Source organism: Streptococcus sp. DD10 (genome assembly GCF_001578805.1).
In the GTDB taxonomy this organism is placed as follows: domain Bacteria; phylum Bacillota; class Bacilli; order Lactobacillales; family Streptococcaceae; genus Streptococcus.
The window spans coordinates 351620-376029 of sequence record NZ_KQ969157.1 but is presented as its reverse complement, the minus strand read 5'-3'; the positions used below and the strand labels follow the sequence as shown (position 1 = coordinate 376029).

The following is a 24410-nucleotide window of genomic DNA, read 5'->3' as shown; positions in this document are numbered from 1 at the left end:
CATTTCCTCCCGTTTAGCTTGGGTTGCCTTTCCTTAATTTTTTCTCAACTTTTGTAGACTCTATAACTCAAATTTTTCCTTTTTTCCACTTAACAAAAAATGAAAACAACTTGAAAATAAGCTTGAATTAAGTTATAATAAATTTAAACCTTTTATAAAAAGCACTCCTTCTAAATGCATAAATATTCGGGGGGGTGCTTATTTCTTTATAGAGATACAGTAGAAGATTTATTGAGGCATAGAAGCACAACGAATGTAAAATAAAAGTAAAAGTAAAAGAAATAGAGAGAGATAGATGAATCGAGCAAAAAAAGAGTTATTTTAGCTTGTTTAGATAGTGTCATGATCCTAATTGGTGCCATTTGTTCAAGCTTGTTTATTCAAAAAAGAATAGTCTTTCTAGGAGATTACATTTTACCGTTAGTCATTGTTCTTGTTCTGTACCTAATTAGCGCAGTATATGTCAAGATATTTTCTGTTATTAACCGTTATACAGATTATCGTGCTATGGTTCGCTTAATTTTCTGTCAATTATTTTCTTATTTGGCAGTAGGAGTGACATTAGCAACCTTATCTCCAGATTTTAGTTATCGTTTTTGGGGATTAAGTTTCATTTTTTCCAGCCTTTTTATGATTGTTCTTCGCTTAGTATGGATAGAATTAAGTGTATTCTCAAAAAGTAAGAACAAACTAAGTTCCAAAACAAAACGTATTAAAACTCTAGTTGTAGGAGCAGGTGCCGGTGCTGATTTGTACATTAGAACGGTCTTAAGAATACCTTCTAATATAGAACTTGTGGCAATTGTTGATCGTGATATTCTCAAAAAACATAGTATGCTACATGGCATCGAAATTGTTGGAACTGATGATCAGATAGAGAAAGTTGTGATAAATTACGAGATTAAGCAAGTCGTTATTGCTATCCCTTCACTGGGTTCCGCTGACTACGAACGCATCCTCCGCCAGTGCAAACAAATGGATGTCAAAGTGATTAGTATGCCAAAGTATGAAGATGTTGTTACAGGCAAACTTGAAGTCTCAAAGCTTCGTGAGATTGATATCACGGACCTTCTAGGGCGTGAGGAAGTCAAATTAGACCAATCATCGCTGCAGTCTAATCTAACAGGAAAGACTATATTGGTGACTGGAGCAGGCGGCTCCATCGGTTCTGAAATTTGCCGTCAAGTGAGTCGTTTTCATCCTAAACGTCTCCTACTAGTAGGACATGGGGAAAATTCAATTTATCTCATTCACCGTGAGCTCTTGGGACAATATAAGGATAGCTTCGAGATCATTCCGATTATTGCGGACATTCAGGACCGTGAACGTATTTTTCAAATTATGAAAAATTATCGACCAGAACGTGTTTATCATGCGGCGGCTCATAAGCACGTTCCTCTTATGGAATACAACCCTTCTGAAGCTGTTAAAAACAATATCTACGGAACAAAAAATGTGGCTGAAGCAGCAAAGGAAGCTGGTGTAGAAAAATTTGTCATGATTTCAACTGACAAGGCAGTCAATCCCCCTAATATAATGGGGGCAACTAAGCGTGTCGCTGAGATGATTGTGACCAATCTCAATGAACCAGGGAAAACGTTGTTTGCAGCAGTACGTTTTGGTAATGTCTTAGGAAGTAGAGGAAGTGTCGTTCCTGTATTTAAGGAGCAAATTGCAACAGGTGGCCCTGTTACTGTGACGGATTTTCGGATGACACGTTATTTTATGACCATTCCAGAAGCCAGCCGTTTGGTGATTCAAGCAGGGGCATTGATGAAAGGTGGAGAAATCTTTGTGCTAGATATGGGAGAACCTGTAAAAATTGTCGATTTGGCACGTAAGATGATTTTGCTTAGTGGTGTGGATGAAAAAGAAATTAAAATTGTTGAATCAGGCATTCGGCCTGGAGAAAAATTGTACGAAGAATTGCTCTCTTCAAAAGAACGTTTGAAAGAACAAGTTTTTGAAAAGATTTTTGTTGGAAAGGTGGAAAGTCATTCAATACAAGAAACGAATGATTTTATAAAAGACTTATTGACACAGGATGGAGCAAGTCTGAAAGAATCATTACTTAATTTCACCAAACAGTAGACTTCTTGTGGGCTTATATTTTTATCATAAACAAATTGTTTCGCAGGAAGTTTAGTAAATGTGTTGAAGGTAAAAATAATCTAATAACATTTCTAAAATAAAAAATTGTCTTACTTACGTTTAGTTTATAGAGCTTATATCTTGAAAATAGGGAATGATTAGAGCATATCTAGAATCATTCAACAATGAAAAATATTGATAAATAGTATAATAAAAACAAAGGAGAAACAGCATGCTGAAATGGGAAGACTTGCCCGTGGAAATGCAATCAAGCGAGGTTGAGTCTTACTACCAGCTTGTCTCTAAAAGGAAGGGTTCGCTGATTTTCAAGCGTTGCCTGGATTGGTTTTTGGCTCTAGTCTTGCTGATTTTAACCTCCCCAATCTTTCTTATCTTGAGCATTTGGATCAAGTTGGATAGCAAGGGACCTGTCATTTACAAGCAAGAGCGTGTGACCCAGTACAACCGTCCGTTCAAGATTTGGAAGTTCCGTACCATGGTTACCGATGCGGATAAAAAAGGTAGTCTAGTGACTTCTGCTAATGATAGCCGTATTACCAAAGTGGGAAATTTCATCCGCCGTGTGCGTTTGGACGAACTGCCTCAGCTGGTCAATGTCCTTAAAGGCGAAATGTCTTTTGTCGGTACACGACCTGAGGTGCCACGCTACACGGAGCAGTATAGCCCTGAAATGATGGCGACCTTGCTCTTGCCAGCAGGAATCACCTCTCCAGCCAGTATCAACTACAAGGATGAGGACACCATCATCAGTCAAATGACGGAGAAAGGTCTGTCAGTTGACCAGGCCTATGTCGAACACGTCCTTCCTGAAAAGATGCGCTATAATCTCGCCTATCTCCGAGAATTTAGTTTCCTTGGAGACATCAAAATCATGTTTCAAACCGTGTTTGAGGTACTAAAATAAAGTAGTTATGAGAAAATGAGTACAGATAAAAGGAGCAAATCAATGCCAAATTACAATATCCCATTTTCACCACCCGATATTACCGAAGCTGAAATTGCTGAAGTAGCGGATACCCTTCGTTCTGGTTGGATAACAACAGGTCCTAAGACAAAAGAACTGGAGCGCCGCTTGTCCCAATACACACAGACACCTAAGACTGTCTGCCTCAACTCTGCAACAGCCGCTCTTGAGTTGATTTTGCGTGTTTTGGAAGTGGGCCCTGGTGATGAAGTTATCGTTCCAGCTATGACCTACACAGCTTCATGTAGTGTCATCACTCACGTAGGAGCGACACCAGTCATGGTGGATATCCAAGAAGATACTTTTGAGATGGACTATGACCTTCTTGAGCAAGCCATCACTGAAAAGACTAAGGTGATCATTCCAGTAGAGCTTGCAGGGATTGTTTGCGACTATGACCGTTTGTTCCAAGTCGTGGAGAAAAAACGTGACCTCTTTACTGCATCAAGCAAGTGGCAAAAGGCCTTTAACCGTATCGTGATTGTCTCTGATAGTGCCCATGCTTTGGGATCAACTTATAAAGGACACCCTGCTGGCTCTATCGCTGACTTTACTTCCTTTTCTTTCCATGCAGTCAAAAATTTCACAACGGCTGAGGGAGGAAGTGCCACTTGGAAGGCCAATCCAGCGATTGACGACGAAGAGATGTACAAGGAATTCCAAATCCTTTCCCTTCATGGTCAAACTAAGGATGCTCTTGCTAAGATGCAATTGGGTTCTTGGGAATACGATATCGTTACACCAGCCTACAAGTGTAACATGACGGATATCATGGCTTCGCTTGGTTTGGTACAATTGGATCGTTACCCTGATTTGCTACAGCGTCGTAAGGACATCGTGGACCGCTATGATCGTGGTTTTGCGGGTACTCGTATTCACCCATTGGCACACAAGACCGATACTGTCGAATCTTCACGCCATCTTTACATCACCCATGTAGAAAGTGCTAGTCTAGAAGAGCGTAATCGTATTATCCAAGAATTGGCCAAAGCAGGAATTGCAAGTAATGTGCACTACAAACCGCTTCCTCTCCTGACAGCCTATAAGAATCTTGGCTTTGATATGGCGAACTATCCTAAGGCCTATGCCTTCTTTGAAAATGAAATTACGCTCCCTCTTCACACTAAACTAAGCGATGAAGAAGTGGACTATATCATTGAGACTTTAGTGAAAGTTTCAAACATATAAGTCTAATAAAGCTTGAAAGATAAAATAGGATGATCGATAGCTTAGCTGAACACCGATTGGTGTTTCTGTAGAAAGGAAGTATAGGAGATAGGATGAGTCGAAAAAAATATTTTAAAATAGAGAAAGTACAAACAATTGAGGAAATTGATGGGATTGTCAAGCTTCATCTAGATACCTTTGAGGGCTTCTTTTTAACCTTTTTAGGAGAAAAATTTTTAAGAGAGTTGTATAAGGGATTTTTGGTTCATAAGGAATCTGATGTACTACTAGCACGTAATTCAGAAGGTAAGATTGTAGGTTTTTTGGCTTATTCTTCTGATTTAAGTGATTTATATCGCTTTTTAATTAAGACAGATATTTTAAAATTTGCCCTGTATTCGCTAAAAGCGGTTGTATTGAGGCCTAAGATTATCTTGAAGCTATTCAGAGCTTTAGGGGCACCGAGAAGGGCGGAAGAAAAAGACAAGTATATTAAGATTTCTTCGCTAGCGGTAGCCAAATCCGTGGGCAATCAAGGAGTTGGCAGCCAGCTACTTTCTGAAATAAAAGACAGGTATCAAAAAAGTAATTATTTATATTTGAAGCTTGAAACGGATGCAGTCAATAATGATAGAGTCAATCATTTTTATGAAAAAAATGGTTTCCAACTCCATAGAGAGTTCACGACTGCTGAAGGTCGGAAAATGAATGAGTATATGTATTATTTATAGAGAGGATGAAAAACGGTGGCCAAAAAGATACTATATATTGCTAATTTTATCTTTCAAGGGAATCATTCTTTTTTTAAATCGAGTATGCAGGCAGCAAAAGAGTTGGGGTATGAGTTTCACCTAGCGGCTAATTTTAATCATGTGACTGAAAAAGAGCGAAAGAGCTATGAAGAGCGTTACGGAATTCAAACGCACCAAGTGGATTTTAAGGAATCTCCCTTGCATCCTGCTAACCTCAAAACTTTTGTTCAACTGAGAAACATCATACAGGCAGAATCAATCGAGAAGGTTCACTGTAACACCCCAGTAGGTGGCGTGTACGGAAGATTAGCAGCAAAAAGTTGTGGGATAAAGGACATCATCTATCAAGCACATGGCTTTCATTTTTATAAAGGAGCCCCTAAGCTCGTTTGGCTACTATTTTATCCGATTGAGAAGTGTTTATCTCGTCTAACCTCCACCCTAGTGACCATCAATCAAGAGGATTATCAGCTTGCAAAAAGGAAATTTCGTTCAAGTCGTGTAGAACTCGTAAATGGTGTCGGTTTTGAAAAGCAAGTAACGCAAGATAAATGCACAATAAAGGCATTCAAACAGGAACTTGGCTTACGTGAAGATGCCTGTATCTGCTTATCGCTTGGACAGTTAAACGATAATAAAAATCATCTGACGCTCCTAAAAGCTATCAAGGAGTTGGGAACTCTAGATATCCAGTACTTGATAGCGGGGGAGGGCGAGCAAGAACAAACCTTGCTGAACTATATTCACACAAATCACTTAGAAGAGAGGGTCAAGTTGCTTGGCTATCGTAGCGATGTACATGATTTGTTAGCGATTGCAGATGTTTTCTGTCTGCCATCAAAAAGAGAAGGTTTGTCCGTTGCACTGATGGAGGCTATGGCAGCTTCTTTACCTTGTATCGTATCGGATATTCGTGGCAATCAAGACCTTGTTGATGAGCAAAAAGGTGGCTATTTAGTTCCAACCTTGGATGCTAAAGCCTATGCAGAAGCCTTAAAAAGAGTAGCAAGAGATGCTGCTTTAAGAAAGGAAATGGGGGCTTATAACCAAGAAAAAGTAAAACAGTTTTCTTTTTCAAAGGTAAAAGAGCAAATGAAACGAGTCTATGCTCAAGAGGAGGAAGCAAACAATGAGTAAGAAAAAAATTGTCCACCTATTGCGTAGCAATCAGTTTTCAGGAGCAGAGAATGTTGTTTGCCAAATTGCAAACTTATTTAAAAATGAAGAGTCTTGTGGCATGCTTTACTGCTCACCAGACGGCCCTATTCGCAAGGCTGTAACGGAAAGAGGAGTCGCATTTTATCCGCTAGAAAGCTTTTCGGTTCGAGCAGTTCGAAAGATGATAGATGAGCTACAACCACAGATTATTCATGCTCATGACGCTGCTGCTTGTGTGCTTGCGACCCTAGCGACTCTTGGAAGAAAGGATATTAAGATTATCCCTCATATTCATGGGAATCACCCTAATATGAGACATCTGTCCTTGAAATCCTTGCTCTTCTTCTTGTTATCTTGTCGTTGGAAAGACATCATCTGGGTGTCGCAAAGTGCCTTGGATAATTATGCTTTTTCCTCATTTGTTAAAGAAAAAAGCACTGTCCTTCCCAATATTATAACTTTGCCTGAAGAGGTTATAGAAGAGAATGAAACAAGTGATAAAGCTTTTGATTGCTTGGTTTTAGGGCGACTTTCCATCCCTAAAAATCCCTTACGTGCCTTGAAAGTTTTCAAGGAAGTGATCCAAACATATCCCCATCTCAAAGTTGCTTTTGTAGGTGATGGCGAGTTGAGAGAAGACTGCCTGCAGTTTGTAAAAGAAGAGCAGCTAGAGGAAAATATTCAGTTTCTAGGATTTATAGAAAATCCGATGACAATCGTGGAAGCAAGTAGACTCTTGGTCATGACCTCTGCTTGGGAGGGGACTCCCATGTGTGCCTTAGAAGCCATGAGCCGAGGTCTTCCGATTGTATCGACTCCAACAGATGGTCTAGTCGATTTGATTGAGCAAGGCAAGACAGGTTTTTACAGCGATGACGACCACCTTCTTGCTACAAGCATCGTTGACTACCTGTCAGATCCGATACGTTACCAAGAGTTAACAGAAAATACCAAACAACGATTTGCACAAATAATGGATGTTGAAGGCTATCAGCAGACACTGGATGCCTTGTATAAGAAGTAGCTGTCCGGTCACAAGATCAAATTATGATATAATAAATCTATAGAAAACCGTGCAAAGGAGGGGTTCAATCTGAAACCTAAAAAAATCTATTTTTATATCGGCAATCTTGGAAAAGGGGGCGCTGAAAGAGTGATTACCCAGTTAGCCCACCAATTTCAAGAAGCAGGATATAGCGTAAAAGTAATCACCACATTTAAAGCAGAAGAAGAGTATTCCTTATCTCCTCATGTAGAACGCATCACCTTAGAAAATAAACAAGATAGGGGAAATCGCTTCAAACGAAATCTTAAGCTGATATGGAAACTAAGAAAAATTCTCAAGGAAGATCCTCCGCATTTACTGATTTCCTTTATGCAGGAACCTAATTTTAGAGCGATTTTAGCGACAAGGGGATTGTCGATTCCAGTGCTTGTTTCGGTTAGAAATGCTCCTGAAAAAGAATATTCGGGATTTGTTGGTCAGCTAGTGGCACACAAATTATTGCCATTAGCAGATGGTTGTGTCTTTCAAACGGAGCAGGCGAAAGCATACTTCCCACAAAAACTACAGCAAAAATCGACCATCATTTACAATGCAGTAGCGGAGAATTTCTTCACTACAAGTCATCATCCGAAACCAGGAATTGTAGCAATCGGTAGACTGAGTGAACAAAAAAATCACGCACTACTCATTCGAGCTTTTTCAAAAATAGCCCATGATTTTAAAGATCAAGACTTATTGATTTATGGAGAGGGTCTATTAAAAGAAAAATTACAGCAGTTGATAACGGAACTAGATTTAGAAGATAGAGTTCATTTGATGGGAACAACTCAGGAAATCCCTAAAGTTCTATCTGAAGCGGAAGTTTTTGTCTTGTCATCTGATTATGAAGGGATGCCCAATGCCTTGTTAGAAGCCTTGGCAGTAGGCGTACCGTCAATCTCTACCAACTGTCCTTGTGGAGGACCAGAAATGGTGATTGAACATGGTAAAAATGGACTACTCGTTCCAGTGGGGGATGAAGTAGCCCTATCCACTGCTATGAAAACCTTGTTAGCAGATGCCTCTCTAAGACAGCAGATGGGACAAAACGCCAAGAAAGGTTCCGAAGAATTTCATCCCAAACAAGTCTTTCAAGAATGGGAATACTATGCGCATCAGGTCCTAGATGGAGATTTCACATGAATCTAGTGATCTTTATAGCCATGTTTCTCTTGGCTTTCTATTTACTGGTTCAACCACGGAAATTGGATTATTTCACCATTTTTTCTTTTTCTACGATGTTTTATTACTTTCCTGCTGTATTGGGCAAGATCAGACTGATCGGAGAGGAAAAGACAACTCCCTTAATTTTTGATGTCTACCTGATACTTCTAGTTTTTATAGTCCTCTTGTTTGGCTTTATCCTCTTAAACGATCACTATACCTTTAAAATCAAGGATCGAAAGTTAGGAGTAAACCTTCTCGACTATAGGGAAAAAGAGGAAGACTATTTCTCCAATCTTGCGGTTTTCTTTCTGGAGCTGCTAGGCTTGGTGCTCTTGGTGTATGCCAATGTCAAGTTCGGTGATATCACTGCTTCTTTTAACAAGATGGAGCTCCTAGCTGAGTCAAATAAGGGGACAGAGTACTTAAAGTATATTGCTTTGTACTCCTTTGTTTATTCCTTTATGGCTAAAAGGCAGTGGCTATTAAAAGCCCTATCGCTCATTTTGATTGGCTACACCTTCCTTTTGGGACATCGGTCCTTTTTGGTGATTGGCTTGATAGGGATCGTTATGGCACGTGTGGGGATGAGAGAGCGGCGCCCCTTGATTGCTAGTATCAACAAGCATCTATTTCTATCCTTCTTTTCGATAGTCGGGCTCTTCTTTTTTATCTTTATCAAAGGAGTGTCGAGTGCTCTTATCACAGGACAGTATGACTTGGTTTGGAGTCGCCTGTCCAGTCTGGATTATTACATTGATACACTACTAATATCAGAGCCTAACACCATCACAGTCAATCTCTATCATGTTGTCAATTCCCATATGACTTTTGGCTTTGATCAGTATTTCTTAGGTTTTTTCCAGCTCATTCCAGGTCTTGGAGGAATGCTGGGTTCTGCGGTTGGATTTACAAGCTTTGAACAACAATTGAACCTTTTATTTAATACTCAATTAGCTCAAGGTGTGGGCTTAGCCAGTACATTTTTAGGGGAGTCTTATGCCATTTTTGAACTAGTATCAGAAGTAGCCATTGCCTTCATCGTCTTTTTACTCGTCATGTGGGGGATGAAGCAACTCTATCAAACCAAGAGTCAGCTAGTTGCAGCTTACTTTAGCATCGTCTTACCCTATTTTACCTTTTATATTCATCGGAATTCCTTGATTTTTTTATTAGTAGCAGCAAGAGCTTATCTTTATATTTTGTTACTAACCTGGATCATTAAGGTCGTCCTACAATCCATTATCAAAAGGAGTAATTATATCAAGAGAGTATGAAAAGACTATCCTTAAGAAAAAAGAATTTTCTATTGAATACCCTAGCTTCTCTTTTAAATTATGCGGTCTTGATTGCTAGCGGTTTTATCCTACCAAGAGCCATGTTGGTCTCTTACGGTTCTGAAATCAATGGCTTGGTCTCTTCTATCACACAGTTTTTAGGCTTTATCTCTTTCTTACAAGCTGGAGTGGGAACAGTCGTTCAAGTAGCCCTGTATCAGCCCCTTCACGAGAAGAATCTTCAAGAGATTGGCCGTATTTATCAAGCAGCACAGACCTTTTTTAGAAAGATAGCTCTGATTTTTTTGGTCTATACCTTTCTATTAGCTGTTTTATATCCGCTAGTGATCACTACTTCGCTGAGTCATGTTCAGGTATCGCTCCTTATCGTGATTATAGCGACCAATCTATTTTCGCAGTATTATTTCGGTTTGACCAATACCTTGTTGTTGAACGCTGACCAAAAAGCTTACATACCGCTGTTGATTCAGACACTGGCTGTTTTGCTCAATGTCAGTGTGAATACAGTGTTGATTTATGCGCAGGTACCTGTTATTACTGTTCAGGTGGTGTCCAATAGTTTATACTTGTTACCCCCCATCATCCTATCTGTTTACGTCAGGAAAAGGTATCGGATTGAGCTACAAGAAGGTGGGGAGAAAAAGCATCTTCAGTCCAAGTGGGATGGTTTTGTCCAACATATTGCAGCAGTTATTGTGGATAATACAGATATGATTATCCTCACCCTTTTTGCGAGCCTGACAGATGTGTCCATTTACTATGTCTATTACCTAGTCGTAAATGCTGTGAAATTGTTTTTAAACTCTCTTTCTGGTGGGATTCAGCCCTTATTTGGCAATATACTTGTACGAAAAGAGCTTGCAGCCTTAAAAACTCTCTTTTTGAAGTTTGAAGTCCTTTTTGGCTATGTGACTACCATTCTCTATACCAGTGTCTTGTGTTTAGTGCTTCATTTTGTAGCCGTCTATACAGCTGGGATTGAAAATGTAGAGTTCATCCAACCCATTTTTTCAGTCTTGATGGTGCTATCTTTTGCCATGTTTGGCTATCGAACCATCTATTACACGCTGATAAAAGCAGCGGGGCATTTTCGTGAAACGCAGGTGGGAGCGCTTGTCGAAGTGATCCTCAACATTGTCATTTCATTTATAGGTGTATGGCATTTTGGCTTACTTGGAGTGGCTCTTGGAACCTTAATTTCTGTTTCTTATCGGACGCTGTATTGTGTGCATTATTTATCTAAGAATATTATCAATCGAAACAAAAGACACTTTTATAAGAACATGCTGGCTAATAGTATCGTTTTTATCTTGTCTTATGGGGTGACCATGAACTGGAATGTAACCAGCAACTCTTATCTGTCTTTTCTAGTGTTAGCAGTTCCAACAGCTTTACTGGTCTTACTAGTTGCGACTCTTGTCTATGGATGTGTTTACCATAGACAAATCTTTCAATGGTATAGCCTTCGTAAATTGTCTAATACTCAATGAAAATCAAAGAGCAAACTAGGAAACTAGCCGCAGGCTGTACTTGAGTACGGCAAGGCGACGTTGACGTGGTTTGAATTTGATTTTTGAAGAGTATAAAAATGAAAATTAAAAGCAATTGCTATAGAACTGGAAAATATGATGAAATTGATTAAGAAGGTTTTGAATTTGCATATATAGAAATGTTTAAATCCTATTTTAGACGAGGGTGATGACTACTCAATGAAAATCATCAGCAAACTAGGAAGCTAGCCGCAGGATGCTCAAAACACTGTTTTGAGGTTGTAGATAAGACTGACGAAGTCAGCTCAAAACATGCTTTTGAGGTTGTAGATAAGACTGACGAAGTCAGCTCAAAACATGCTTTTGAGGTGGTAGATAAGACTGACGAAGTCAGTTACCTATACCTACGCAAGGCGAAGCTGACGTGGTTTGAAGAGTATAAAACCATTGATGACGATGCAAACCAACACAGGGATGGGTTTGATGATACTGACATGATGACTGCTAGAGAAAAAAGGTCTATCTGATAAAAAATATAAGCTATAGACTTTCATTGAAGTGAGAGGTGGAGTGGATGAAAATAGAGATAAAACACAAAACGATTTTGATTACAGGTGCTGCAGGCTTCATTGGCTCTAATCTAGTAAAGGCATTACTAGAATACGACGGGGCCATGACCATTATCGGGATTGACAATCTCAATGACTATTATGATGTTCGGTTAAAAGACTACCGTTTAAAAGAGATAGCAAAAGTGAGTCAGGTCCATCCAGAGAAAAACTGGGTTTTTGTCAAGGGAAATATTGCAGATAAATCTTTCGTAGAGGAGATTTTTGAGCAGTACGCCCCTCAAATCGTAGTCAACTTGGCAGCTCAGGCCGGTGTTCGTTATTCTATTACCAATCCGGATGTCTATATCGAGAGCAATATCGTTGGTTTTCATATCCTTTTAGAAGCTTGTCGCCATGCCAAGACCCGGGTCGAACACCTAGTTTACGCTTCGTCTTCTTCCGTTTATGGTGGCAATAGCAAGGTACCTTTTTCGGTGGAAGATAAGGTGGACAATCCAGTTTCTCTCTATGCAGCTACCAAAAAAGCCAATGAGCTAGAGGCCCATGCCTATTCGAAACTCTATAATATCCCGACGACAGGTTTACGGTTTTTCACTGTTTACGGTCCAGCTGGAAGACCGGATATGGCCTATTTTGGCTTTACCAATAAGCTGAAAAATCGGGAGATTATCGAAATTTTCAATTATGGGAATTGTAAACGAGACTTCACCTATATTGATGATATTGTCGAAGGGATCAAACGGGTCATGATGGGAGCACCAGCCCAGCAAGTGGGTGAAGACGGACTTCCGATTCCCCCCTATGCTATTTATAACATTGGCAATAATCAACCTGAAAACCTCCTGTATTTTGTAGATACCTTGCAGGAAGAATTGGTGCGAGCAGGTGTCTTGCCAGCGGATGTAGACTTTGAAACCTACAAAAAACTTGTTCCCATGCAGCCTGGAGATGTTCCAGTCACCTATGCAGACACCAGTAGTTTAGAGAGAGATTTTGGCTTTAAACCAAGAACATCCTTAAAAGAAGGCTTACGTGCTTTCGCTGAATGGTATCGAGATTTTTATGGAGAATAGGAGATTCTGATATGAAAATTGCAGTTGCTGGAACGGGTTATGTCGGTTTATCTATTGCAGTTCTTTTAGCCCAGCACCATCAGGTTGTTGCTGTGGATGTCCTTTCTGAAAAGGTAGACCTGATCAATCAAAAGCAGTCGCCCATTCAGGACGACTACATTGAGCGGTATTTAGCAGAAAAAGATTTAGATTTAGTAGCGACCTTAGATGGGGATGCGGCCTACCGTGATGCTGATTTTGTTGTCATTGCAGCACCAACCAACTATGATAGTCAAAAGAATTTCTTTGATACCTCAGCGGTTGAGAGTGTTATCGCCCAGGTGCTCAGTGTTAATCCGACTGCGACCATTGTGATTAAGTCCACCATCCCAGTAGGCTACACCGAGTCGATTCAAGAGAAATTCGGCACTAAGAACATCCTCTTTAGTCCTGAATTTTTACGGGAATCCAAGGCCCTGTATGACAATCTCTATCCTAGCCGCATTATCGTTGGGGTAGATCAGACCAATCCTCAACTGATGGCACAAGCCAAAGTTTTTGCGGCACTTTTACAGGAAGGTGCTCTCAAACCAGATGTGGATACCCTAATTATGGGCTTGACAGAGGCAGAAGCCGTAAAACTTTTTGCCAATACCTACCTAGCCCTTCGAGTATCCTACTTTAATGAACTGGATACCTATGCCGAGTTAAAAGGCTTAGACACCAAGGCAATTATTGAAGGCGTTGGACTCGATCCACGGATTGGCGATCACTATAACAATCCTTCCTTTGGTTATGGAGGTTACTGTTTGCCTAAGGATAGTAAGCAACTGTTGGCTAACTACCAGGCTGTGCCACAAAACATGATGACGGCGATCGTTGAAAGTAACCGCACCCGCAAAGATTTTATTGCTGCCCGAATCCTTGAAAAGGCTGGAGCCTATCAGGAAGACGAGTTTTATAACCCGGCCAAGGAAGCGACGACTGTTGTGGGAATTTACCGTTTGACCATGAAGAGTGGTTCGGATAACTTCCGGCAATCGTCTATCCAAGGAGTTATGAAACGGTTGAAGGCCAAAGGTGTAGAGGTAATCATTTATGAACCTTCACTTCCTGATGGCTCGACCTTCTTTGCGAGCAAGGTGGTGAATGACCTCCAAGCCTTTAAAGGAGCGAGCCAGGTCATTGTTGCCAATCGATTTGATGAAGTCTTAGCCGATGTAAAAGACAAGGTCTATACCCGAGATCTTTTTGGACGGGATTAGGAACCGATTCATTAAAAAGAATAACTTAGCTATTTTCCTCAAAATCCGAGTGATAAGTAGATTGAAGTGTGCCAAAGATAGGTTGGCAGAATTAGGGTTAGAAAAACATTTGATAATTTCCGTTTAAATAAATAAAAAGCGAATATTGCCGTCTAATTGGGAATCAGACAGGTAATATTCGCTTTTCTATTTTTAAATAGGAAAATCTTATTGTTCTTTTAGTTCACTCAATAATGAAGTAAGTTTGACATTTTGTCGAAAAGAAAAATTACATAATTTAACAATATCTTTCTCCATCACAGAAATGGAAGAGGGGAGCAAAATTTCCCATCTAGTTTATTCCCACTCGACCGTTGCAGGTGGTTTACTTGTGATATCGTAGACAATACGGTTGACATTTTCTACTTCATTCACAATACGAACGGAAATCTTTTGTAAAACTTCCCATGGGATTTTAGCAAAATCAGCAGTCATACCGTCAATAGAAGTGATAGCACGGATCGCAATTGTGTAATCGTAGGTTCGACCGTCTCCCATAACACCTACTGAACGTACGCCAGTATTTACGGTGAAATACTGCCAAATATCACGGTCAAGTCCTGCTTTAGCAATTTCTTCTCGAAGGATGGCATCGGATTCACGAACAGTTTCCAATTTTTCTTCTGTGATTTCCCCCATGACACGGATGGCAAGGCCTGGACCTGGGAATGGTTGGCGCCATACGATGTGGTCAGGCATACCAAGTTCAGTACCGAGAGCCCGAACCTCATCTTTGTAAAGAGTATTGAGTGGCTCGATAAGCTCAAATTGCATATCTTCTGGAAGCCCACCAACATTGTGGTGTGACTTAATGGTTTGTGCTGTATCTGTACCTGACTCAATAACGTCAGTATAGAGAGTACCTTGAGCCAAGAATTTCACATCTTTTAGCTTGCTTGCTTCATCATCGAAAACATAGACAAATTCATTTCCGATGATCTTACGTTTTTGCTCAGGATCGGAAACCCCTGCTAGCTTATCTAAAAAGCGTTTGGCAGCATCAGCTTTGACAATATTTAAACCAAATTTGCCACCAAGCATATCCATGACTTGATCTGCTTCGCCTTTACGCAATAAACCGTGGTCTACGAAGATACAGATTAACTGATCACCTATAGCTTTTTGAAGGAGAACACCTACAACAGAAGAGTCAACACCCCCAGAAAGTCCAAGAAGAACTCGCTTATCTCCAACTGTTTCACGAATTTGTTGGATTTGCATCTCAATGAAATTTTCCATAGACCATTCACCCTTAGCACCACAGATGGTTAGGGCAAAATTTCGAAGAATGTCATTTCCATGTACTGAATGGAGCACTTCCGGGTGAAATTGAATCCCATAAATATGTTTGTCCGCATTTTCAATAGCAGCATAAGGGCAGTCAGCAGAAGTACCTGTTCGAATAAATCCCTGAGGAATTTCTGTTACTGCATCACCATGACTCATCAAAACTAACTGCTTGTCAGGAGTTGACTCAAAAAGAGTAGAAGTAGCAGTAAGGCTTAGTTCAGCTTGACCGTACTCACGATGGCCAGCCTCACTAGCTGGAATAACTTTCCCACCAAGTTTATGTGTAATTAATTGCATCCCGTAACAAATTCCTAAAATGGGAATTCCAAGTTCAAAAATTTCAGGGTCGATATCAAATGATCCCTCTTCATAAACAGAATTTGGACCACCCGATAAAATAATCCCTTTAGGATTAATAGCACGTACCTCAGCAGCAGTTATTTTATTACTTTTTAACTCTGAAAAAACTCCAATTTCTCGGATACGACGAGAAATAAGTTGATTATACTGACTACCGTAGTCTAGCACAATAATTTTTTCAATATCTTGCAAATCAGTTGAAATGTTAGTCATTATGTTCCCTCCCATAAAAGATTACTTATCATCTTTATTTTAACACAAAACCCCTACATTTGCCAATCAAGATTGACTTTTGCTCAAATTGCGATACAATAAAGTATAACAAAAAATGAGGTGAAAACGATGCGACCAGCTTATATGAGGATACGAGATCAGATTAAAAATGAAATCGATCAGGAAATCTGGAAAATCGGTGAGCGATTACCTAGTGAGCGAGATCTTTCAGAAACATTTCAGGTTAGCCGTATGACCCTTAGACAAGCCATTTCTCTTTTAGTAGAAGATGGGGTACTGGAGCGTCGAGTAGGAAGTGGAACATTTGTTGCAAGTACTAGAGTCCAAGAAAAATAAGGGGGACAACCAGTTTTACAGAAATTATTAAATCTCAAGGTAAAGAACCCACAAGCAGGTTGATTTCTTATCGAAGAACCATCCCAAATGAACAAGAAGCTGAAAAATTAGAAATTGATAAAACAGAAAATATTATTCGCATGGAACGAGTCCGCTATGCAGATAAACTTCCTGTTGTTTATGAAGTAGCCTCTATTCCCGAGAAATTTATAAAAAATTTCCAAAAAGAAGAAATTACCAGCCACTTTTTTCAAACACTTCAAAACCATGGTTATAAAATTGGAAAATCTCAACAAACAATTTATGCCCGACTAGCAAAAGAAAAAATCGCGAAATATCTAGAAATTTCTAAAGGACAACCAATATTGGGCTTGACTCAAGTTACTTATTTTGAAGATGGAACCGCCTTTGAATATGTGAAAAGTCAATATGTTGGTGAGCGTTTTGAATTCTATCTAGAAAATAATTAGTTTACATAATTTAAGTTATGTAAATATATTTAAAAACCACTATCCTACTAGAGTTTAGTGGGCTTTTTTGGTATAATATTCTTTATGGAAATTGAAAAGACTAACCGAATGAATGCTCTATTCGAGTTTTATGCTGCTCTTTTAACAGATAAGCAAATGAATTACATTGAACTATACTATGCTGATGATTACAGTTTAGCTGAGATTGCTGATGAGTTCGGCGTTAGTAGGCAGGCAGTGTATGATAATATCAAGAGAACAGAGAAAATTTTAGAAGATTATGAAATGAAGCTTCATATGTATTCTGATTACATCGTTCGTAGTCAAATTTTTGATGAGATTCTTGACAACTATCCTCAGGACGAATTTTTAAAAAATAAAATTCACATTTTAACTAGTATTGATAACAGAGATTAAGGAGATAAATCATGGCTTTTGAAAGCTTAACAGAACGATTACAAAATGTATTTAAAAATTTACGTAAGAAAGGGAAGATATCTGATACGGATGTTCAGGAAGCAACGAAAGAAATCCGCTTAGCCCTTTTAGAAGCTGACGTTGCCTTACCCGTTGTAAAAGAATTTATCAAAAAGGTAAGAGAACGCGCGATTGGTCACGAAGTAATCGATACATTAAACCCAGCCCAACAAATTATAAAAATTGTTAACGAAGAATTAACTGACATTCTTGGGTCTGATACTGCAGAGATTATCAAATCTCCTAAGATCCCAACCGTTATCATGATGGTAGGTTTGCAGGGAGCTGGTAAAACTACTTTTGCTGGTAAATTGGCTAATAAGTTAAAAAAAGAAGAAAACGCTCGCCCATTAATGATAGCAGCAGATATTTACCGTCCAGCGGCTATTGACCAGTTAAAAACCTTAGGTCAACAGATTGATGTTCCTGTATTCTCTCTCGGTACAGAGGTCTCTGCGGTTGAAATTGTCCGCCAAGGTTTAGAGCAAGCAAGAGCTAATCACAATGATTATGTTTTGATAGATACAGCTGGTCGCCTGCAAATCGATGAAAAACTCATGGGCGAATTGCGAGATGTTAAGGCACTTGCACAGCCAAATGAAATTCTCTTAGTTGTAGATGCCATGATTGGTCAAGAAGCTGCGAACGTGGCCCGTGAATTTAATGAGCAACTAGAAGTCTCCGGTGTTATTCTTACTAAAATTGATGGAGATACCCGTGGAGGAGCCGCTTTATCCGTCCGCCAAATTACAGGCAAACCCATTAAATTTACAGGTACAGGGGAAAAAATAACTGATATTGAAACCTTCCATCCGGATCGTATGGCAAGCCGTATTCTTGGTATGGGAGATATGCTAACATTAATTGAAAAAGCATCTCAGGATTATGATGAACAAAAAGCCCTTGAAATGGCTGAGAAGATGCGGGAAAATAGCTTTGATTTCAATGATTTTATTGATCAGTTAGACCAAGTTCAAAATATGGGACCTATGGAAGACCTCCTTAAAATGTTACCTGGTATGTCTGGAAATCCTGCTCTCCAAAATTTAAAAGTCGATGAAAAAGAAATTGCTCGCAAGCGTGCCATTGTATCTTCTATGACACCAGCAGAACGAGAAAATCCTGACTTACTTACCCCTAGTCGCCGCCGCCGCATAGCTGCAGGTTCAGGGAACACCTTTATAGAAGTTAATAAGTTTATTAAGGATTTTAATCAAGCTAAAAATCTTATGCAAGGTGTTATGTCTGGGGATATGAACAAAATGATGAAGCAGATGGGGCTAAATCCTAATAACTTGCCAAAGAACATTCCTGGTGGAATGGACATGTCCGCATTAGAAGGAATGATGGGACAAAACGGTCTGCCTGACATGTCTGCTCTGGCTGGTTCTGGGATGCCGGATATGAGTCAACTTTTAGGTGGTGGTCTTAAAGGAAAAGTTGGATCGTTTGCTATGAAACAAATGATGAAACGCCAAGCCAATAAAATTAAGAAAGCAAAGAAAAAAAGGAAATAGAAAAAGAGAAACCTTACATAATTTTATTTATGTGAGGTTTTTTTAAACTTATTATAAATCAGATTCAACAGAGAAAATCAACTAAAATGTTTTGATAAGCTCTCTAAATAAAAAGATGAAATAAAACAGAATAGTTAAAAATATAAATGATAAGATTATAAGAATAACTGATACGGTAGAAACATTTATCCACTTTTACTTAAAAAGTTATATCAGCTTTTCTAAAGAAAACTAAAAGTTTATGTACAATTGACTTAACAAGAGTTAAACCATTGATACAAATGAATTAATAAAGTACATTATTTTGGAGTGGTATTTTGTATGTTTTCTAGTACATAATGTCCTCTAATCTGAGAAATTGATTTGTACATTTTTTAATCTAGTAACAGCAGAAGAAGTGGTGGTTCAATTGTACATTTTTTTGCTCATTTAATTTTCTATTGAAAATAAGCTATTGGATATTCATAGTCAATAAAATTTCGAACTTTCTTTTTATATTTTCCAGTAATTTGTGTTTATCAAATATTTAACAAAAAATGAGGCAAGACAGTAACTATTCTTAGGTTACTGTCTTATTTTTTACACATATTATACAAAAGTGAAAAAATAAACATAACACTCCAATAGAGAAAATTCTTTGTAGCTCTGTTTTAACCAATACAAAAATAATGAGCTAAAATAACAATAAAAATTTACTTAGAAGCTTGAAGGCTTATCTACAAAATATTGAATCTGTAAATCACTTAGATAATGTTTAGTATATTTCCTAATATCTATCCTCTTACTCCTCAATAGGCGTGAAGTTACCTACTATTTTCCCAATTATACGAGGATTCTCCTCATAAGGCGCATAAATATCATCATACTTCTTGTTTATCGAAACAAGACGCAGATAGGTTTTATGAAGATACACTTTTTTTACATAGGTTTGATTGTTAAATTCCACTGCATAAATTTGTCCATCTTCAATATTTGTTGAGTGCTTAATCAATACTACATCTCTATCAGGCAATTCAGACTCCATTTAGTCCTCTAAAACCCATGTTGAGTGTGTATCTTTGCTGGTAAAAGCCTAGAAACCTTGTAACAAAAGAGATAATCAAAAGCCTTGATTGTAAGGCTTTTCATATTCCAATAAAGAACTTGACATTATTAGTTATTTCCACTACAATAGAATTACATACCATCGGTATGATAGAAAGGGACTAAAATGGCAAGGAATAGAAACTCACATGAAACTAGAAAAAAAATACTAGAGGTCTCAAAAAATTTATTTTTAGAAAAAGGATTTGATAATACGTCAATACAAGATATCATAGATGGCTTAGGTGGATTAACAAAAGGTGTTATCTATCATCATTTTGAGTCTAAATATGATATACTGCAAACAATCATTAGCGAAAATAATCAAGAAATTTTAAATTATAATTGGAGAGGAAATACTGGATTAGAAAAGATACAAAATTCTTTGATGGACTCTTTCTCTAATTTTGAACACCAAAGGCTCGTATACTCTGCCTCAATCATGCTAAGAAGTCCACGTTTGTTAGGGGAGCAGTATCTAGGTCTATTTTCTGATTTTTTACCCGAAATTAGAGAAAAAGTTTACGAAGGAGTTGAAGATGGGTCTATTAAAACAGAATATCCAGAAGAGCTAGCAGATTTAACTGTTTTAACTCTAAATATTTGGATTGGTTTTCAAATTTCCGTTTTTTCATTAGAAGAATTAAAGAGCAAAATGAATTTCATTAAACTTACTTTTGACAGTTTAGGAGTACAGTTGATTTCTGATGAAATGATGGAGGTGATTTTCAAGTTATTTGAACACTTAAAAAAATAGGAAATAAGTAGTCGCATGACATGCTTGTTAATACTAATTTCTATCTATGTATTATCAATTGAATAAATTATCTTACATAATTGATAATTAAAAAATAACATACTTTAAGTGTGTTATTAAAAATCTATTATACATACCGTGGGTATGTTTGTTTTTCAGTATATACATACCGATAGTATGTATAGTGACATTGTTTTAAAAATAAGCTTATTTTTAAATATTTGTTGAGATTAGTTTGAATAGTTTATTCTTTATCTACACTTAGGAGGAAAGAATCGATGTTGTCGCTTATTAAAATTGAATTAAATAAAATTTCTAAATCTAAATTATTTTTAGCCTGGTTGTGTACCTTATTTATAGTGTTAGGTATTACAGCAATCATTATTATGGGGTTAGGTACTGACAATAAACTAGGAGAATTCACTGGACAGGATTCTAATCTTATTAGAATTACTGGTAAATGGGAAGGTTGGGCAATTGTAGCATCATTGTTTTCATCTTTATTTACAAAAGCAGCATTTTTGATTTTTGAATCTTATTTATTATCTACGATTATTATTGATGAATTTAAACGAAGAACAATTTTTCAGTTATTTTCTTACCCTATTTCTAAAATAAAGTTATTATGGGGAAAAATTATTTCAGTCATTTTGATATCATTTATTGCCCATTTTTCTGCACATTTAGTGATTCAATTATTCATTAGATTCATGGCTGTTGTCACTGAATCTAGTTATATTCCTGTTGCTAATCAATTAATTAACTTAGCTGGAGTTACGTTTGGAACAGTACTAATAGGGTTACTACCATTTGTTTTAGGTATGATTAAGTATTCAACAGCTATAACAATGCTTACAGGACTTGGTTTAGCAGCATTACTTTCGAATGTCAGTCCAGGAAGTTTATCTAATAATATTGCTGATAACTTATTCTTTTTGATATTTGCAAGTTTCATAAGTTTAATGATTACTTCATTTTCAATTTCTAATATTTCAAGACAAGATATTAGTATCAAATAGTATAGCTGAGTTTAATCGAAGAAAAGTGGTAATACCTTTATGATTTCTATAAAAAAAGAGACTGTATAAGGTGGTTTTTATGTCCCAGTAGAAAAATTCTTGCATTTAAAGCTGGTTATAGAAAGAGAGATAGAAATGAGAAATATTGTTGAAATAAAAGAAGTTTTTAAAACAATTGATAAGGAAGAAGTTTTAAGTGGTATTAACCTTCAAATTGCTGAAGGAGAAATCTATGGATTTTTAGGACCAAATGGCGCAGGGAAAACAACTTTAATGAAATGCATGTTATCCTTATCAACTGTTACATCTGGTAGTATTGAAATCTTTGGAAAAAATTTACAGGAACACAGAGAGGAAATACTAAATCAGGTTGGTAGTATTATTGAAACACCATGTTTTTACGAAAACTTCACTGCAAAAGAAATTTTGGAAATTCACGCACAGTATATGGGGAAAAATATTACCAAATCAGATATAATAAGAGCCTTAAGGATGGTCGGATTAAAAAATACGACTAAAAAAGTAAAAGAGTTTTCGTTAGGAATGAGACAGAGACTTGGTTTAGCTCGGGCTTTCCTAACAAAACCTAAATTGTTAATTTTAGATGAACCAATCAATGGTTTAGATCCAATAGGAATTCAAGAAATTCGGAATCTTTTGTTGTCTCTTTCTAAGGAATGTGGTGTTACAATATTCATCTCAAGTCATATTTTATCGGAAATTTCACAGATAGCAGATAAGATTGGTGTTATCAAAAATGGACAAATGCTAGAACAGGTCTCTATGAAAGAGCTTAGGAGAGAGAATATTGACTTAGAAGAATATTTTATGTCACATTTTCTAAATGAAATTTAAGAATTATGAGGTAGATTAGGAATGAAACAATTGACAAAGTACCATAAGAAGTCTTTTTATACTTTCATGATTTTTAATATACTAGTTCCTTTAACTAATATTGCTTTTGCTTATTCTATTAAAATTATAATTGATAGTGGAATGTCCCAAAATAGGGAAGCTCTAACCCAAGCGATACTAATAGGTGCTATCGTAATATTTATCTATGCCAGTCTTAATTTTATATCCCTTCGATTAAGAAATAAACTTGTTAGGCAGATTATGTCAAGATACAAAAATAAGGTGTTTAAATCTATTTTAGATAGGGATTATAGAGAATTTTCTAAGGAAAAATCAGGGAAATTTATTTCAATATTAACTGAGAACATGAAGAAAATTGAGCAGGATTATTTGCACCAATATTTTAATATTTCAAAAAATATTTCCTTAATGATTTTCTCACTAGTAGCCATGTTTATAGGTAATTGGTTTTTGACCTTATTAGTTATCATTGCTAGCATTATTCCTATGATGATTTCAGGATTTATTGGACAAAAATCAGCCTCTCTACAAAATAGCTCTATGATAGCCGATCAGAAATATTTAGCTAAGGTTAAAGATATTTTAGCAGGGTTTCTAGTTATAAAGAGTTTTAATGTGAAAGAGGCTATCGGTCAAGATTACAAAAACGAAAGCGAAAAATTGGATGAGATATATTTCATCAAAGGGAAATTTGATGTTTTATCTAATGTTATTTCTCAACTTTCAGGGATGATTGTTTTTTTAGTAGCCTTTGGTGGAGGAATGTATCTGGTCTTCGGTGGGCATACCACAATTGGGAGTGTTACAGCTATTGTTCAACTAGTCAATTTTGTAGTAATGCCACTAAATGAAATTGGTATGGGAATGAGTAAATTCCGTGAAGGTCAGGCTACACTGAATTCATTTGAGGTAAAAGATGTAATCGAACTTCAAACTGGTAAAACGAAAGAATATTTTGATGATGTCATTTCTTTTTCAAATGTAGATTTTTCCTACCCTAATGCTGTGGAAAAGATTTTTAATAATTTATCTTTGCAGATCAAAAAGGGGGAAAAAATTGCAATAGTAGGTATGTCAGGCAGTGGAAAATCAACTTTACTCAATCTATTACTACGTTTTTATGATGTAACAAGTGGGTATATCTCAATTGATAATCAAGATTTGCAAACTATTTCAGCAGAGAGCCTTTATAGCTTAATGACTATTGTTCAGCAAGATGTTTATATCTTTGATGATACTTTAAAAGCAAATATTACTCTTAGTCAATCCTTTACTGAAGATGATCTAAAAAAAGCTGTACAGAAGTCTGGTTTAGAAAGTTATATTTTAGAAAATGAATTAGGTCTACAAGCTTTATGTGGCGAGAATGGTTCAAATTTATCTGGTGGAGAAAGACAGAGACTTAGTATTGCACGTGCTTTAATTCGAAAAACACCAATCTTATTATTAGATGAGGCTACCTCGTCTTTAGATAATCAAGTTACTACTGAAATTGAAAATTCAATTTTGGATATTCAGGATTTGACGGTTCTTGTTGTTACGCATAAGTTAAATAAGAGCATGTTGAAGAAATACAATAGAATTCTTTTTATGAAAAATGGAGTTATTGTTGAAGATGGTTCTTTTGATAACTTGATGGATAGGAGAGGTGAGTTTTATAAGTTGTTTGAGTTGAGTGTATAATTCTCTTTCAGTTTAGAGTATAATCTACATCTCCAAAGTAGGAGTGGCCAGTTCCAGCAGAAAGACCTTCATAGGTTTTATAATTGAATAGAACGACTACTTTGTTGTCGAATTTTTCCTGTTCTTCAAGTAATCCTGAGGAATAGACGACAACTTTAAAATCAAATAAGCTAAAAACACTCTAAAATCATTAAATTGATATTAGAGTGTTTTTTTATTGTGATAAATTG

19 protein-coding genes and 1 pseudogene are annotated in these 24410 nt (G+C 37.2%); 18 read left to right on the top strand and 2 right to left on the bottom strand.

Annotated features, from left to right (window positions below):
- The first annotated feature begins 342 nt into the window (after window positions 1–342).
- The 11 genes from STRDD10_RS01625 to STRDD10_RS01575 all read left to right on the top strand — a co-directional run bounded on the left by STRDD10_RS01625 (window position 343) and on the right by STRDD10_RS01575 (window position 14039).
- Window positions 343–2091 (top strand): polysaccharide biosynthesis protein, encoded by a 1749-nt coding sequence (locus tag STRDD10_RS01625; protein ID WP_067192586.1) that lies wholly within the window; start codon window positions 343–345, stop codon window positions 2089–2091.
- A gap of 232 nt (window positions 2092–2323) precedes the next feature.
- Window positions 2324–3016 carry a sugar transferase gene (locus STRDD10_RS01620; protein WP_067192584.1) on the top strand — a complete coding sequence of 231 codons (693 nt, stop codon included), beginning with the start codon at window positions 2324–2326 and terminating at the stop codon, window positions 3014–3016.
- A 42-nt stretch (window positions 3017–3058) separates the two neighbouring features.
- The gene (locus STRDD10_RS01615; protein WP_067192583.1) at window positions 3059–4264 is read left to right on the top strand and encodes a DegT/DnrJ/EryC1/StrS family aminotransferase; all 1206 of its coding nucleotides are present in this window, start codon (window positions 3059–3061) and stop codon (window positions 4262–4264) included.
- A gap of 92 nt (window positions 4265–4356) precedes the next feature.
- On the top strand, window positions 4357–4974 hold the full coding sequence (locus tag STRDD10_RS01610; RefSeq protein WP_067192581.1) for a GNAT family N-acetyltransferase: 618 nt from the start codon (window positions 4357–4359) through the stop codon (window positions 4972–4974).
- Window positions 4975–4989: 15 nt separating this feature from the next.
- The gene (locus STRDD10_RS01605; protein WP_067192579.1) at window positions 4990–6132 is read left to right on the top strand and encodes a glycosyltransferase family 4 protein; all 1143 of its coding nucleotides are present in this window, start codon (window positions 4990–4992) and stop codon (window positions 6130–6132) included.
- Window positions 6125–7177 (top strand): glycosyltransferase, encoded by a 1053-nt coding sequence (locus STRDD10_RS01600; protein WP_067192577.1) that lies wholly within the window; start codon window positions 6125–6127, stop codon window positions 7175–7177. Before STRDD10_RS01605 ends, STRDD10_RS01600 begins: the two co-directional genes overlap by 8 nt.
- A 39-nt stretch (window positions 7178–7216) precedes the next feature.
- Window positions 7217–8341, top strand: a complete 1125-nt coding sequence (locus STRDD10_RS01595) for a glycosyltransferase family 4 protein (RefSeq protein WP_331709896.1) — start codon at window positions 7217–7219, stop codon at window positions 8339–8341.
- Window positions 8338–9639, top strand: coding sequence for a hypothetical protein (locus tag STRDD10_RS01590; protein ID WP_067192573.1), 1302 nt, complete (start codon window positions 8338–8340; stop codon window positions 9637–9639). The genes STRDD10_RS01595 and STRDD10_RS01590 overlap by 4 nt, the downstream gene beginning before the upstream one ends.
- A complete protein-coding gene (locus STRDD10_RS01585; RefSeq protein ID WP_067192571.1) occupies window positions 9636–11150 on the top strand; it encodes a lipopolysaccharide biosynthesis protein in 1515 nt (504 codons plus the stop codon). The genes STRDD10_RS01590 and STRDD10_RS01585 overlap by 4 nt, the downstream gene beginning before the upstream one ends.
- A 586-nt stretch (window positions 11151–11736) precedes the next feature.
- The gene (locus STRDD10_RS01580; RefSeq protein ID WP_156468577.1) at window positions 11737–12795 is read left to right on the top strand and encodes a GDP-mannose 4,6-dehydratase; all 1059 of its coding nucleotides are present in this window, start codon (window positions 11737–11739) and stop codon (window positions 12793–12795) included.
- Between the two features lie 11 nt (window positions 12796–12806).
- A complete protein-coding gene (locus STRDD10_RS01575) occupies window positions 12807–14039 on the top strand; it encodes a nucleotide sugar dehydrogenase (RefSeq protein WP_067192568.1) in 1233 nt (410 codons plus the stop codon).
- Window positions 14040–14375: 336 nt separating this feature from the next.
- Here the strand turns inward: STRDD10_RS01575 and guaA are convergent, their stop codons facing one another.
- Window positions 14376–15941 carry a glutamine-hydrolyzing GMP synthase gene (gene guaA / locus STRDD10_RS01570; RefSeq protein WP_067192566.1) on the bottom strand — a complete coding sequence of 522 codons (1566 nt, stop codon included), beginning with the start codon at window positions 15939–15941 and terminating at the stop codon, window positions 14376–14378.
- Window positions 15942–16070: 129 nt separating this feature from the next.
- Between guaA and STRDD10_RS01565 the strand changes: the two are divergent.
- The 3 genes and pseudogenes from STRDD10_RS01565 to ffh all read left to right on the top strand — a co-directional run bounded on the left by STRDD10_RS01565 (window position 16071) and on the right by ffh (window position 18762).
- Window positions 16071–16768: pseudogene (locus STRDD10_RS01565) on the top strand (GntR family transcriptional regulator).
- A gap of 84 nt (window positions 16769–16852) precedes the next feature.
- On the top strand, window positions 16853–17185 hold the full coding sequence (locus STRDD10_RS01560) for a putative DNA-binding protein (protein WP_067192565.1): 333 nt from the start codon (window positions 16853–16855) through the stop codon (window positions 17183–17185).
- An 11-nt stretch (window positions 17186–17196) separates the two neighbouring features.
- Window positions 17197–18762 carry a signal recognition particle protein gene (ffh, locus tag STRDD10_RS01555; RefSeq protein ID WP_067192563.1) on the top strand — a complete coding sequence of 522 codons (1566 nt, stop codon included), beginning with the start codon at window positions 17197–17199 and terminating at the stop codon, window positions 18760–18762.
- Between the two features lie 781 nt (window positions 18763–19543).
- On the opposite strand, the gene STRDD10_RS01550 is transcribed toward ffh, so the two are convergent.
- A complete protein-coding gene (locus STRDD10_RS01550; protein ID WP_231853347.1) occupies window positions 19544–19786 on the bottom strand; it encodes a S24 family peptidase in 243 nt (80 codons plus the stop codon).
- 186 nt (window positions 19787–19972) lie between these two features.
- Between STRDD10_RS01550 and STRDD10_RS01545 the strand changes: the two genes are divergently transcribed.
- The 4 genes from STRDD10_RS01545 (at window position 19973) to STRDD10_RS01530 (ending at window position 24180) form a co-directional block, all read left to right on the top strand.
- On the top strand, window positions 19973–20602 hold the full coding sequence (locus tag STRDD10_RS01545) for a TetR/AcrR family transcriptional regulator (protein ID WP_067192561.1): 630 nt from the start codon (window positions 19973–19975) through the stop codon (window positions 20600–20602).
- Between the two features lie 278 nt (window positions 20603–20880).
- Window positions 20881–21621 carry an ABC transporter permease gene (locus STRDD10_RS01540; RefSeq protein WP_067192559.1) on the top strand — a complete coding sequence of 247 codons (741 nt, stop codon included), beginning with the start codon at window positions 20881–20883 and terminating at the stop codon, window positions 21619–21621.
- 135 nt (window positions 21622–21756) lie between these two features.
- Window positions 21757–22476, top strand: a complete 720-nt coding sequence (locus STRDD10_RS01535; protein WP_067192557.1) for an ABC transporter ATP-binding protein — start codon at window positions 21757–21759, stop codon at window positions 22474–22476.
- Window positions 22477–22497: 21 nt separating this feature from the next.
- Window positions 22498–24180 (top strand): ABC transporter ATP-binding protein, encoded by a 1683-nt coding sequence (locus STRDD10_RS01530; RefSeq protein ID WP_067192555.1) that lies wholly within the window; start codon window positions 22498–22500, stop codon window positions 24178–24180.
- The last annotated feature ends 230 nt before the right edge of the window (window positions 24181–24410 follow it).